11 protein-coding genes are annotated in these 13,339 nt (G+C 60.6%); 2 read left to right on the forward strand and 9 right to left on the reverse strand.

The genetic code is table 11. The annotated features are described in order from the left end of the window. Nucleotides 1-54: 54 nt before the first annotated feature. The 3 genes from ACRWA7_RS26235 to ACRWA7_RS26245 all read right to left on the reverse strand — a co-directional run bounded on the left by ACRWA7_RS26235 (nucleotide 55) and on the right by ACRWA7_RS26245 (nucleotide 3,191). Nucleotides 55-318, reverse strand: a complete 264-nt coding sequence (locus ACRWA7_RS26235; protein ID WP_060818916.1) for a hypothetical protein — start codon at nucleotides 316-318, stop codon at nucleotides 55-57. Nucleotides 319-493: 175 nt separating this feature from the next. Continuing rightward, nucleotides 494-2,053, reverse strand: coding sequence for an FAD-dependent monooxygenase (locus tag ACRWA7_RS26240; protein WP_438393212.1), 1,560 nt, complete (start codon nucleotides 2,051-2,053; stop codon nucleotides 494-496). 250 nt (nucleotides 2,054-2,303) lie between these two features. Next, entirely contained in the window at nucleotides 2,304-3,191 is an 888-nt protein-coding gene (locus ACRWA7_RS26245; RefSeq protein ID WP_438393213.1) for an SDR family oxidoreductase, read from the reverse strand. A 97-nt stretch (nucleotides 3,192-3,288) separates the two neighbouring features. Here ACRWA7_RS26245 and ACRWA7_RS26250 point away from each other — a divergent pair, with 97 nt between their 5' ends. Next, on the forward strand, nucleotides 3,289-4,116 hold the full coding sequence (locus ACRWA7_RS26250) for a helix-turn-helix transcriptional regulator (protein WP_438393215.1): 828 nt from the start codon (nucleotides 3,289-3,291) through the stop codon (nucleotides 4,114-4,116). A gap of 35 nt (nucleotides 4,117-4,151) precedes the next feature. Here the strand turns inward: ACRWA7_RS26250 and ACRWA7_RS26255 are convergent, their stop codons facing one another. From ACRWA7_RS26255 to ACRWA7_RS26275, 5 genes are all read right to left on the reverse strand, one after another. Next, nucleotides 4,152-5,375, reverse strand: coding sequence for a Gfo/Idh/MocA family oxidoreductase (locus ACRWA7_RS26255; RefSeq protein ID WP_438393217.1), 1,224 nt, complete (start codon nucleotides 5,373-5,375; stop codon nucleotides 4,152-4,154). A 47-nt stretch (nucleotides 5,376-5,422) separates the two neighbouring features. Continuing rightward, complete coding sequence (locus ACRWA7_RS26260; protein WP_438393218.1) at nucleotides 5,423-6,082, reverse strand: DUF1275 family protein; 660 nt, start codon at nucleotides 6,080-6,082, stop codon at nucleotides 5,423-5,425. Between the two features lie 292 nt (nucleotides 6,083-6,374). Beyond that, a complete protein-coding gene (locus ACRWA7_RS26265) occupies nucleotides 6,375-7,886 on the reverse strand; it encodes an aldehyde dehydrogenase (protein ID WP_060818928.1) in 1,512 nt (503 codons plus the stop codon). A 14-nt stretch (nucleotides 7,887-7,900) separates the two neighbouring features. Beyond that, the gene (locus ACRWA7_RS26270) at nucleotides 7,901-9,289 is read right to left on the reverse strand and encodes an MFS transporter (protein ID WP_438393221.1); all 1,389 of its coding nucleotides are present in this window, start codon (nucleotides 9,287-9,289) and stop codon (nucleotides 7,901-7,903) included. Between the two features lie 47 nt (nucleotides 9,290-9,336). Then, the gene (locus ACRWA7_RS26275; protein WP_438393222.1) at nucleotides 9,337-10,068 is read right to left on the reverse strand and encodes an enoyl-CoA hydratase/isomerase family protein; all 732 of its coding nucleotides are present in this window, start codon (nucleotides 10,066-10,068) and stop codon (nucleotides 9,337-9,339) included. A gap of 101 nt (nucleotides 10,069-10,169) precedes the next feature. Here ACRWA7_RS26275 and ACRWA7_RS26280 point away from each other — a divergent pair, with 101 nt between their 5' ends. Further along, complete coding sequence (locus ACRWA7_RS26280) at nucleotides 10,170-10,895, forward strand: GntR family transcriptional regulator (protein ID WP_438396788.1); 726 nt, start codon at nucleotides 10,170-10,172, stop codon at nucleotides 10,893-10,895. A 51-nt stretch (nucleotides 10,896-10,946) separates the two neighbouring features. Here the strand turns inward: ACRWA7_RS26280 and ACRWA7_RS26285 are convergent, their stop codons facing one another. After that, nucleotides 10,947-13,103, reverse strand: a complete 2,157-nt coding sequence (locus tag ACRWA7_RS26285) for a putative bifunctional diguanylate cyclase/phosphodiesterase (protein WP_438393224.1) — start codon at nucleotides 13,101-13,103, stop codon at nucleotides 10,947-10,949. Nucleotides 13,104-13,339: the final 236 nt, after the last annotated feature.

The raw sequence follows: 13,339 nt of genomic DNA on the forward strand, positions 1-13,339 counted from the left end.
ATGAACCTTTTAAGGCAGCGGGCGGGAGAACTCAAGCTTGCAGGCAATGACCGCTCAGAGGTCAAGTGTCCGGAGTGCGACGCGCTCGCCTGCGTCAGCGGCCGAGCACTTTTCAACGCTCCGCACAATACGTTTCCTGCCAAGCTCAAACGCGAGTACCAGTTGATGGCGCGTGGTGTCGGCTGCGCCTAGCTGCTCGCATACAACATCGGCGGGCAATGAAAAGGCGCGGTAACCCCAGCCGAATGCGTAAGCCGAAAACCACACCGAAGCGTCCGGTAACACGACCGGCCTGGATATTGAAGGAAGTGCGTTCATATAAAACTCCTTTCCGCGTCGCAAGCGAGCATCATCGCACGCGCGATCGATCAAAGCTGTGCGTCATGCCACCAAACGCCGACTCCTATCTAAAAGCCGCCGAACAATGAAGACCGGAGCCACGAATTCACCATCATGACGCAATAACCACGGCCGACTCCGGCGCGGCGAATGACTAGTCGGATTGACTGGCACTTTCGGGTTCGCCAAACCATCGCGACAGGGCACGGGCAACCTCTTCCTCGCGTGATGCGGTCTCGCTGGCCCAGGCGACGATCCCATCGGGACGCATGAGCACGGCACTCAAGCCCAGCCGATTCCTGGCGTCGCTTGCGACATAGCGAACCCGCTCCCGCCAACGGTTCACAAGCGCCCGAAGCGACGCGTCCGAACCGAAATCGAGAAAAACACCCTTCCCTTCAGTCAGAAGAGCGCCGACCTTCAGTCCGTCAACCAGTTCGAAATCGGGCACGCTGCGGCCGGTCAGCGGCTGACTGTCGTCAAGATCATAGCGAAGCGAAACGCCCCACACACGCTCGGCGAAGTATGTCGCGCCATCCGGCGTGTCGATAAGATCGCGCATGATGGCTTCGAGCGCACGCGTACTTTGGGTAGGCCGCATGAGCGCAACCTGCGCGCGCGACCAATCCAGAACGCTTGCGCCCACCGGATGCCGTTCTAGCGAATAACTGTCGAGCAGACCAGCCGGTGCGTCGCCGCGAACGGTAGCCGCCAGTTTCCAACCCAGGTTAAGCGCGTCTCCAATCCCAAGGTTGAGCCCTTGGCCACCCAACGGAGAGTGAATGTGCGCCGCGTCGCCGGCAAGCAGCACCCGCCCCTTGCGATACGTCGTCGCCTGATACGCCCGATCCGTCCAGGTCGTGGCGAGCCGAAGTCTTGTCAGGGTGACATCGACGCCGGATACACGGCGCAACACCGCCTGAACATGGTCGATGCTGATCGGTTGGATCCGGTGAGAAGCGCCGCCGTCGAATTCGACCATCGCAATCGTGCCGGGACGCGCATAGGTGTACATGCCGGTCGGCGTATAGTGCCGCCCCGGGCGGAGCGCTTCGGGGTCGGCCATCTCGACTTCGACCGAATAGCCCGTAAATTCGGGGTCGGTTCCGGCGAATTCGAATCCGCCCGCTTTACGAATCGCGCTGCGCCCGCCATCGCAGCCCACAAGCCAGGATCCGCGAAAGGTCTCATTGCCCGCGTGAACCATCACCTCTTCGTCTGACTCGATGAAACCGTCAACGTCTGCACCGCGCCGGATCTCGACGCCCATCGCACCGGCTCGCCGGGCGAGGACGGTTTCGAGTGTCTCCAATGCGGCCGGCATGCTGGTGCCGGCGGGGCTTGGCAGCCGATACGGCCACTTCGATGCATCGATCCGGTCGTGATAGAACTGAATGCCTGCGAAGTGCCCGGCCGGGCGACGCGGCTGTTGCATCCAGTGCGCGGTTGCCGCGGTCTCGCTCGCGGCATCATTGGCGCGTTGCGCGGCGATGATTTCGTCCAGCAGCCCACGACGGTAGAACGCTTCGAGGGTGGGCGCCGAAAGACCGCGCATTCCAAACGGAAGGCGCTTCAAGGGAGAGTGTGGAACTTTCGCCTGCTCCAGCACGAGGACCGAGAGACCCTGCAGGCGCAGCTCGCAGGCGAGAAACAGGCCAACGGGGCCGGCTCCGGCAATGACGACGTCGTGGGGATGAGAATGATGGTTGTGCATGAAAGGCTCCTTAGTCGATGATGTTCGACCGGAGCGTTCCTCAGATCGAGAACCGCACGGACGAACATCGGGACGCGTAGACCGCGTCCTGTGTTCGTCGTGGGGATCTCATGCACGAGGCCAAAGACCAGAGCTTTCGTTACCGAAAGGACTTGGGCTTACCAAACCAAGTCTGCCTTTTCCGACACCGCTTTATATCATTCTGACGCCAAGCGCGCAACGAACTGCGGCTGCGGATTACGCGCAATCCTCAAACGTAACGCGCTTCGTCGAGATCGGCGATCAGCGTCGGGCCTGTCGGCTTCCATCCCAAACGTGCCTGCGTCAGCGCGCTGGAAGCCGGCATATCCAGCGTGGTGAACATCGCCATCCAGCCGAAATGCGCCTGCGCCTCTTCCGGTGCAATCGATACCACCGGCAATTTCAAGCCGCGCCCAAGCGACTCGGCGATTTCCCGGCTGGTGATTCCCTCTTCCCCGACCGCGTGATAACGCGCACCGCGCGCTCCTTTTTCTATCGCCAGCCGATACAGACGCACAACATCCGAAAGATGGCCAGCCGGCCAGCGATTGCGTCCCTCGCCGACGTACGCCGAAACCCCTTTCTCCCGGGCGATGGCGACCATCGGTGAAATGAGGCCCTGTTTGTACGGGTTGTGAACTTGCGGCAGGCGCATCACCGACACATTGACGCCAGCTTCCAGCAACGCGTTTCCCGCCAGTTCCGACCCGATGCGCGGATTCGGATGGCGGGTATTGAATACGTCCTCACTCGCCAGTTCACCGTGCTCGCCGCTGCCCACGCCGGTTCCGGACGTGATGAGAAGCGGACGATTGGAGCCGGCCAGCGCCGCGCCAAGCGCGGCGATCGCGCGCTTGTCCTTTTCGCAGTTCTCAACGAAGTTCGAGAAATCGTGATCGAAGGCCGCATGGATGACGGCGTCCGCTTTCGCCGCGCCTTCGCTCAGGCTCGCGGTGTCCTCGAGCGTCGCGCGGTGCACGTCTGCGCCTGCGTCGGCAAGTGCTCTCGCGCCGGCATCCGAACGCGTCATGCCAATCACATGATGACCTGCCTGGATCAATTCGGGAACAAGAGCCGAGCCGATAAAACCCGTCGCGCCCGTCAGAAAAATACGCATGTGAACTCTCCTTGTTTGTCACGCGTTCACTATCCGACGAATTCTTATCCCGTTAAAGTAGTGATCTCATCATAGTAAGACGACTAACAGGATGCTCATGTCAGTCAATTCCGCCCGATCTCTCGGCGATTTTCTGCGAAGCCGCCGCGCGCGGCTCGACCCGGCCAGCTTCGGATTTTCCGGACGCCGGCGCACACCTGGTTTGCGCCGGGAAGAAGTCGCGCAGCGCGCGCACATCAGTCCTACCTGGTACACCTGGCTTGAACAGGGACGCGGCGGCGCTGCGTCGCCAGACGTGCTGGACCGCATCTCCAGTGCCTTGATGCTGACCGACGCTGAGCGCGAACATCTCTTCATGCTCGGGCTTGGACGGCCGCCGGAAGTCCGTTACAAATCGGTCGATGCCGTCAATCCCCGCCTGCAGCGCCTGCTCGACTCGCTTGAAACAAGCCCGGCGATCATCAAGACCGCAACCTGGGATGTCGTCGCATGGAACCGCGCGGCCGCGGTCGTGCTGACCGATTACGGTTCGCTACCGGCCAAGGAGCGCAATATCCTGCAGTTCCTCTTCCGCAATCCCGCCGTCCGCGCCAAGCAGCACGACTGGGAAAGCGTGGCCCGTTTTGTAGTCGGCGCGTTCAGGGCGGACGTGGCGCGCGCGGGACTGGCGTCGGAGGTCGCCGCACTTGTCGACGAGTTGAGCAGCGCCAGTCCGGAATTCGCGGCCTTATGGCGCGATAACGACGTGCTGAGCCACGGGGACGCGGGCGGCATCAAGCGCCTGATGCATCCCAAGCTCGGATCGATCGAGCTGGAATATTCGGCGTTTTCCGTCGATGGAAGACCGGACCTTGGCATGATTGTCTACACTCCGATAGACAAGAACATGGCCGGGCAGATTGGCGCGCTGTGCTCGCAAGTCTGAAGCGATAAAGCGCGCCAGAAGAAGTCCAATCACAGTCACCCATCCACGGTAATAGGACGGCGCTCGCGCGCGGACTGATAAATTGCCTCCATCAGCACCTGATCGCGCAGGCCTTCTTCTCCAGGCGTGGCTGGCGCGTGGTCATCGCGCACGCATTGCGCAAAGTGATCGATTTCAAGCATGAACTGGTCTGTGAATTCAAGACGCTGCTCTTCCACCACTTCGAAATCATCTTTGCGTCGCGCGACGCGCACGCGCTGGCCCTTGTACGCGAAAGCGTTCTCGATATCGATCCATCCTCTCTCAAGGCGAATACGCATGTCCTTCGTTTCATGCGCGCCGTAACTGCTCGCGCACAATGCGATTGCGCCAGATGCAAAGCGCAGTGTGAACGCGATGCTTTCCTCAACTTCCTTGTAGCGGTCATCATCCGCGGGATTGATGATCTGCGCGTAGACCTCGACGGGTTCTTCGCCCAGCACATGGCGCGCGCCATTGAGACAATACAGGCCAATGTCCGGCAACGCGCCGCCGCCCGCGAGAGCGGATCTCAAGCGCCACTGATCGCCGGAACCTTGCACTTGTGTGTTAGTGGCTTCGATGATGCGCGGCCTGCCCAGATCACCTGAGTTCACAAGCGCGGCAGCCGCACTGTTGAACACTTCGAATTGACACCGATACGCGACCATGAGCTTGACGCCAGCCTTTGCACAGGCATCGATCATCTGCCGTGCCTCGTCGGAGGTATTGGCCATTGGTTTTTCACAGAGCACATGCTTGCCGGCGTTCGCGGCTGCAATGACGTGCGGCAGATGCATTGCGTTAGGCGTCACCACGTAGACCGCCTGTATGTCCGGGTTATCGGCGAGACAGGCCATGCTGTCGTAGTCATAGATGGCCTGTTCGCTTATGCCGTACTGCGCCGCGACCACACGGGCTTTCTCGGGACTGCCGGATACCAGTCCCGCAATCCGCGCGTGCCTGCTGCTGACGAACGCTGGGAGGATTTGTTCCAGTGCAAGCCGGCCAAGACCCACAACCGCGAAGCCGATGCGCTTATCAGGCGCGCACGGCGCCGGTGGCGCTGGCGAAGGTTTGTCCGCATCGCCTTTCCAGTTCGCGAATTCAACTTTCCCGTCCTTGACGGAACCCACGTCTATCTCGGCGGCCTTCTGAGACTGGCCTGCGACGGGCAACGTAGGGCCGTCGGCTGTGCCGGGACCTGAAACGGCGTAAAAGGGGCTTTTGTCCGTGACCATGAGCGATATCTCCGCAGGTTGATGATCAACGCATTCGTCAAGAGCACTCAGTGCACGCGCTGTCGTGGATGCACGGCGGTGCCATGCAAGGCCGCCGCAAGCGCGCAAACAAGTGCGGCCAGTGCAACGAACGCAAGCGCCTCTGGCCCATACAAAAAGTCGAGCGACGTGCCAACGGCCGCACCGGCAATCCACGCAAACCAGCGCAGCATGCCGAGCGCGGCTGCATTGAATTTGCAAGCGGCAAGCTGTCTTCCTATTCCAACGACCGTACCGGTGATGAAGGTGACACCCGGTTGATCGGCAAGCGCCTGATTCATCGCACCCATGCTGGCCGCAATGAGAGACGTGGAAAACGGCGTGTAGTGTTCGCTGGCATTCGGCACGACAGCAGCAAGGAACGCCGCCGTCAGCACCATGCAAAGCGATGCGCGCCATCGGGGAAAGCGGCTTCCGAGCCATGCGGCAAACGTTGTGGATGCGAGAAAAGACGCGATCACGGCAAGTAACGGAAGCGCCTTGCTCAATGCGCCGTGAAGCAGCGACTGACTAAGCTTGGTGGAATTGCCCGTCATGTATACGGCGAGCCATTCTTTGCTATGAAGCATGGCGAGCGCGTCCATGTGGCCCGCGATTGCGACGAGCACAAAGACCGGCAACGGGGAGCGAGCAAAACGCTCGAGGACGGAAGGGTTGAGTGACGGCAAGGAAACGCTCCCACGACGTGCAGTTCACGTAGATCGAGCGGTGCGGTGCGAATGCGTGTGATAGCGACTGCTCGACTGGTCTTGCCTTGGCTGTGCGCAAAACCGGTGCCCGGTCGCGGCGTGCCATCCAGTTCGACTCAAACCACCACGTCTGCTGTGGTCACTCTCTCTAACGCAAACACAGTCAGACGCGGTGCGACGGCCGCAGCGTCTGACGGAGCATGACTACAAAAACTCGACAAATTAAGGATATGGGCAATGGCCGGCATAACGATCCGGCCATCCCTACGGCTTAATTGAGGCGTTTCAACTGACCATCGTCGGCATACCAGTCAACCGTCACGCCGCTCGTGTTGACCGTGACCGCGCGCGGCTCGCTGAACTGATCAAACGACTCGATCCCGGTTTCCCGCCCGACTCCGCTATTCTTGAAGCCACCCCAGGGCGAAGCCGGGTCCAGCCGATGATGATCGTTGATCCACACCATCCCGAACACGAGCTTGCTCGCCACGCGGTGTGCGCGCGCTACATCAAGTGTCCAGACGGATGCAGCGAGACCAAACTGGGTATCGTTGGCAATGCGCAGTGCGTCCGCTTCGTCCTTGAAGGGCATGATTACCGTGACCGGACCAAAGACCTCGCTCTGCCCGAGTTCCGATTTTGGATCGACATCATAGAACGCAGTGGGTTGCAGATAAAACCCTTCGCTCAGATGCGCGGGAATGCCGCCGCCCGCGAGCAGCTTCGCGCCGTCCGCCACGCCCCGTTCCAGCATGCCAAGAATGCGCGCACGCGAACGCCCGGAAATGACCGGCCCCAGTTGTGTGTTCAGGTCGGCGGGATTGCCCACGCGGATTGCCTCGACCTTCGCGCGGAATTTCTCCAGGAACTTCTCGTAGATGGTTTCCTGCACCAGCAAGCGCGCGCCGCACACGCACGTCTGCCCCGCCCCGATAAACGCCGCGAACGCCGCGCCGTTCACCGCGCGATCGATGTCCATGTCGTCGAACAGGATCACCGCGCCCTTGCCGCCAAGTTCGAGCGTCGTCAGCGCGAAGGTCTGTGCGGCCGCTTCCCCAATCGAGCGGCCCACTTCCGTGCCGCCCGTGAACACCACTTTCGCGATCAGCGGATGGCGCGCGAGCGCGGCGCCCGCTTCCTTCCCCTCGCCGTTGATCACGTTCACCACGCCATCCGGAACGCCTGCCTGCTGCAGTAACGCAACGAGGCGCACGGTGGTGAGCGGCGTCTGCTCCGACGCCTTGATCACGACGCTATTGCCGGTTGCAAGCGCGGGCGCGAGGCTCTTGGACAGGATCATCAACGGATGATTGAACGATGTCATCAGCGCGCACACGCCAAGCGGCACACGCTGCGTATAACAAAGATACGGTCCTTCGATAGGAATGACGTCGCTGCGGCGCGTGAGCGCAAGCGCGGCGAAGTATCTATAGAACTGCGGCAAGCGCGAGATCTGTGCGCGTGTTTCCACGATCGGCCGCCCGTTGTTGAGCGTCTCGAGCCTGTAGAAGTTTTCAAGGTCGGCTTCGAACAGATCGGCGAAACGGTTCATCACGCGCGCACGTTGCTGGAATGGCATGTCGCGCCACGCACCGGATTCGAACGCGTTGTGTGCGGATTGCACGGCACGGTCGACATCTTCCGCCGATGCCTTCGACAACGCGCCAATCGTGGCGCCATCGGCGGGATTGATGATGTCCATCGTCTCGCCCGAAGCGGCATCGACAAATTTGCCGTCTATGAACAACTGCGCGTTGAGGAACTGCTTGTTCACTGCATCCATCTTGCATTCTCCGTTTACTTGAGCGGGGACACCCGCGTATCGGCACCGACATCCAGACGCGCGAGCGCGTCCGCCGGTTGAATATCTTCCAGGCGCTGGCCGGTCGGTTCCACGCCAAGCCATGCCACCACCACGATCTGAATTGCCAGCAAACCAATCATCAATGCAAGCACGCCGACTACGCCGTAATGCCCGAACAGCGCGACGACAATGAACGGCGTGACGATCGTCGCGCCTCGGCCGAGCGTATTGCAAATACCCGATGCGCGCAGGCGCACTTCGGTCGGAAACAACTCGGGCACGTAGATGGCGAACAGCAAGGCAACGAGCACATAAATAGGGATGACGAGCAGCAGGCCGACGACCGGCAACATGACCGGGTTGCTCACGAACGGATAGATCGCGCCGAAGATGATCGCGAGAATCGATGCGCCGATAATGGTCGGCTTGCGGCCCCACCTGTCCGCCGTCAATGCGCCGATGCCCGAACCAACCGGCGCGCCTATCGACATGACGAGCGCATACCCGAACGACTTCGCAATGCTGAAACCCTGATGGACGAAGAACGTCGGCAGCCAGGTCACGAAGCCGTACAACAGGGTGTTGATCACCACCAGCGTCACACAGCCGACGATCATGCGCGGCAACATCGCACCGGTGAAAAGCGAACCAAGCGCACGCGAAGGCGCAACGGAAGGCTTCGGCGATGGCGCGGGCAAGGTCCCGCCATGTTCGGCCTTCACCTCGGTTTCGATCTTCGAAAGAATTGCTTCGGCATCCTGATGTCGTCCAACCGATTCCAGCCAGCGTGGCGATTCCGGCAACGATTTACGCGCATACCACACGCCAATCGCACCAATTCCGCCGAGCACGAACATGGCGCGCCAGCCCATTGCGGGGATCAGGACGAGGCCGATCAATCCCGCAACCGGCAAACCCGAGACCACGAAAACGGCCATCAGGCCCTGCATTTTTCCCCGCGATGCCGGCGGTGCAAACTCGGTCAACGTCGAATAACCGACGACGTTTTCAGCGCCCAGCCCCAGGCCCATGACGAAACGAAATGCGATCAGCACCATCATGTTCGGCGCGAGCGCCGCGCCCAGCGACGCGATGCCAAATACCATCAAGTTGGTCTGATATGTAAAGCGGCGGCCGAATCGATCGCCGAGAAAACCTGTCGCCAGGGAGCCGATCATCATGCCGAGAAATGTCAGGGAGACAAACAGCGCGTTCTGGCCGAGCGTCGAAAAACCGCTTTGCAGCGTGGCGCCGAGCACCGTGGAGGCCACGTAGATATCGAAGCCGTCGAAGAACATGCCGATCCCGATCAGCCACATGATGCGCTTGTGAAAGCCGGATACCGGCAGCCGGTCCAGGCGTGCGCCTGCATTCACATTCATTTCCGTCTCCTGCAAACCATCGAGGGCTTGTCGTAATACATGAATGATTATTTCGATGCCATCAGCCGCAACGCCGATACCGTCAGCGTCTCTGTCGCGCATCGGAAGTTGTGCTCCAGCGAGCTTTCTTCGGCGTTCTGGAAGAAGGACTTGCACTGGCGCGCGCCCGTTTCGTCGAGCGCGAGAATGCGTTCAGCGAGTGCATCGGTATCCGTTTGCAACGCGCCGGGCGCGCAGACGCGGTTTATAAGGCCTGCGTTCAGCGCGGCATCGGGCGTGATTGCATCGCCGAAGAGAACCATTGGAAACACGTGCTTCGGCAACGCGTAGCGGCCGAGATAAGCCATGATCGCGGCAGGCGGCAAGCCCTTGCGCATCTCGGGAAAAGCAAGCTTCGCGCTGCTCGATACCAGCGTGAAGTCGCAAAGAATCGCGAGGCCGAATCCGAATCCGAATGCATCGCCCTGCACTTGCGCAATGGAAATCATCGGCGATGCCCGCAACAGCCGCTTCAACTCAATCAACCGCGACACTTCGCGATGAATGGAAACCGCGTCGGTTCCAGCACGCTCGCGTCCCGTGCAGAACACGTCGCCGCGTGCCCGGATGCGCAGCACGCGCGCCGTGGGCAGCGATGCTTCACTGCGCAGCGCGGCAATCATGGCGTCGAACATCGGCGCGGTTATTTCGTTGCCAGCGGCGGCATTGTTCAACGTGAAGGTCAAGACTTCATCCGATCGATCGATTGCGACCGGGTCCGGCAAGCGCGCGTGGTCCAAGCAGCCTCCTGTTGTATAATGATCTGTATAACCTGTATACAGCGTATTCACTGAATAACGGAAAGTCAATGGCCCCTGCAACGAAAACCGCCGAAGTGGACATGCTTGCTGACGCGCCGGAGCAGGCGCTCGAAACGCTAGGCCGCAAATATCATTCGAAATTGCGCATGATCGACGCGTCCGGCGACTCGCTCAGCGACGGCGTGGTCGTACCGGCGTTGCGCGAAGCGATTGTGGAAGGTGTGCTGGCGCCGGGTAGCCGGCTGTCGGAAGTGCAGGTCGCGAAGCAATTGAACGTCAGCCGTACGCCCATGCGCGAAGCGTTTGCACAACTCGAACGTGAGGGACTGGTGACAGTGGTTGCGCGCGTCGGGGCATTTGTGCGGTCGGTAACGCTGCGTGACGTCGCGGAAATCTATACCGTGCGCATGGCGCTCGAGTGCCTCGCCGTTCAACTCTGCGCGGAAAATATCACGGCGCTTGGACGCGCTCAGCTCGAAGACGTGATCGGCGAAATGCGTGCGAGCGTTGCCGCCGATGATCCGGCGGCCTACGTCGATGCGCTCGACCGTTTTTATTCGATCGTGATGACGCTCGCCGACAACCGCACGCTTCAGGCCACGCAGGCAAGCCTGATGGGGCCCGTTCGCCGCTTGCGGCGGATTGCGATGGCGCGCGGTGGGCGCATGCGTGCATCGTTTGAACAGGCCGTGAAGATCAAGGACGCAATTTGCACTGGCGACACACGCGTTCAGGACTTGATGCGCGAACAACTGCACGGCGCGTGCGAAGCGGCGACCGCGGTCTTGAACGAGACCGAGGGTTGAGGTTTGCGTCGAACGCGTACTCGAGCGTCTCGCGGCGAGTACGCGCGCTGATTACTGCGAGAGGCCGAACAGGCGGCTGAATTCGGACGCGGGCATTGGCCGGCCGAACAGATAGCCTTGCGCGGCTTCGCAGCCTTTCTTGCGCAAGCGCGCACTTTGCTCTTCTGTTTCCACTCCTTCGGCAATAACCTCCAGCCCGAAGCTGTGACCAAGGTAAAGGATGGCCCGGACAATCGCCGCGTCGGCGCTCGATTCGCACATGCCACGCACGAATGTCTGATCGATCTTGAGCTTCGTCAACGGATACCGCTTCAACATGCTGAGTGAGGCATACCCCGTCCCGTAGTCGTCAAATGCGATACCGACGCCTTCGTCACGAAGCTCTCGCAGTGGTCCGATCATCTGGTCGTCGTGCCGAAGGATGACGTTTTCGGTGATCTCCAGTTCCAAGGCCGATGCGGGCAATCCCGATTCAACGAGCGCCCCTCGAACCTTGCTGGCAAGATCGCCCGTGCGGAACTGGGCACCGAAGAGATTGACGCCCATTCTGAACTCGTGCAAACCGTGCTCACGCCATCGGGCAGCTTGATTGCATGCGGTGCGAATGACCCAGTCGCCCATTCGCGGCGCGAGAAATCCGGCTTCCAGGGCGGACAGAAATGCTTCGGGGCCAAGCAGGCCCTTGTCGGGATGGCGCCATCGCAGCAAAGCTTCGGCCCCAACCAGTTCATTGTCGGCGAGCCGTATCTGTGGCTGGTAATAGAGCGCGAATTCGTGCTTTTCGAACGCCCTCAGTAGTTCGCCCTGATAGGATCGTTTTTCGGTCGCCGCTTCGCGCAGGCCTGCCTTGTAAAAGCGCCGGCAGTGCCGGCCTTCAGCCTTGGCCTGGTACAAAGCCAGATCCGCGCTGGAAAGCAGCTCACGCACGCTTGCTCCGTGCTCCGGAAACATCGCAATGCCAATACTGGCGCCAATGTTGATTGCCTGCCCATCGACGGTAAGAATGCGCGACAGCGATTCGATAACACCGTCCGCGATTTCCGCAGCGCGAGAGGCATTGGCCAGACCGGGAATAAGGATGGCAAACTCATCGCCGCCCATGCGCCCGACCGTATCGAGGGCGCGCACGGACGATTCAAGACGGCGCGCCACGTTCACAAGAACGGCGTCACCGGCCGAGTGGCCCAGACTGTCGTTAACGTCCTTGAATCCGTCGAGATCGACCATCATGACGCAGGCGGCGCCTTGATCGGCTAATGCCTGTTCCAGGCGAGACCTGAACATCGTGCGATTTGCCAAACCGGTTAACGAATCGATATGAGCAAGCTGAAACAGCCGTTCTTCATTGGTGCGGCGTTCGGTGATGTCTCGCAGGATTGCGCCAAAGCTCGGGCGCCCGTTCTCGCGCCACATGGAGGCGGACAGCTCGACTGGAATGCTCGTGCCATTGGCGGCGTGGACGTTCAATTCAATGGTGCGTCCCTCAAGCAACGACGCGCCCGCTGTCGCCAACTCGTGCACGCGGTCAATGAGTTCCTTGGGAGCGATCAGATCGATGCTGCGCCCGAGAATATTCTCGGCGTGGTAACCAAGCAATCGACCGGCTGCGGGGTTCCAGAAGGTGACACGCCCCCGCTCGTCCGCACAGATGATGGCGTCCGGCGACGTGGCGGCGATGTTCTCGAAACGGGACTGACTCGATCGGCGGGCGAATTCCAGGCGGCGAACCTCGAGTTTGTCGAGCACCAGCGCAGCAAGCTCAAATAGGTTGCGTCGCTCGCTATCGGTAAATGCGTCCCTTGGTTCGGTATCGATCAGGCAGAGGGTGCCGAGCGCATAACCGAGCGTGGTGCGAAGCGGCGCACCCGCATAAAAGCGGATGTGCGGCTCACCTGTCACCAGCGCATTGTTACAAAAGCGAGGATCTTTTTGGGCATCGAGGACGACCATGACTTCGCTGCGCTGGATCGCATGCGCGCAAAACGAGAGGTCCCGTGGCGTCTGACTCACGTTCAGACCCGTACCGGCGGCAAACAACTGGCGCTGCGCATCCACCAGTGAGACGAGCGCAATCGGCACTCGAAAAATGCTTTGGGCAAGGTGAACAAGGCGATCGAAGCCGGGGTCGTCAAGCGCAGAATCGATCGCGTATTCACTCAGCGCTGCGAGTCTCGCTTCTTCGTTGGAAGCGAGTAATGTGTGGTCCATGCGGTTTCATCCTCGACGATGCTTTGTAATAGCGGCACTCTGGTTCAACGCGGCAGCCTCGTTCTAGACGCTCGGGTGGATGCTGCTTTTTTCCACGTCCGACCCGGGTAATCGTCATGCCAGTCGTAGTCCTCAGTGTCGGCCTCGGCTTCGTTTGCTGGCGGGAGCCACCGAGCCAGAAAAGTCGCGAGCGCTATTACCGCAAGGATCACCACAACCTTAAGCATCATGCCTTT

The organism is Caballeronia sp. DA-9, assembly GCF_051615025.1.
In the GTDB taxonomy this organism is placed as follows: Bacteria; Pseudomonadota; Gammaproteobacteria; order Burkholderiales; family Burkholderiaceae; genus Caballeronia; species Caballeronia sordidicola.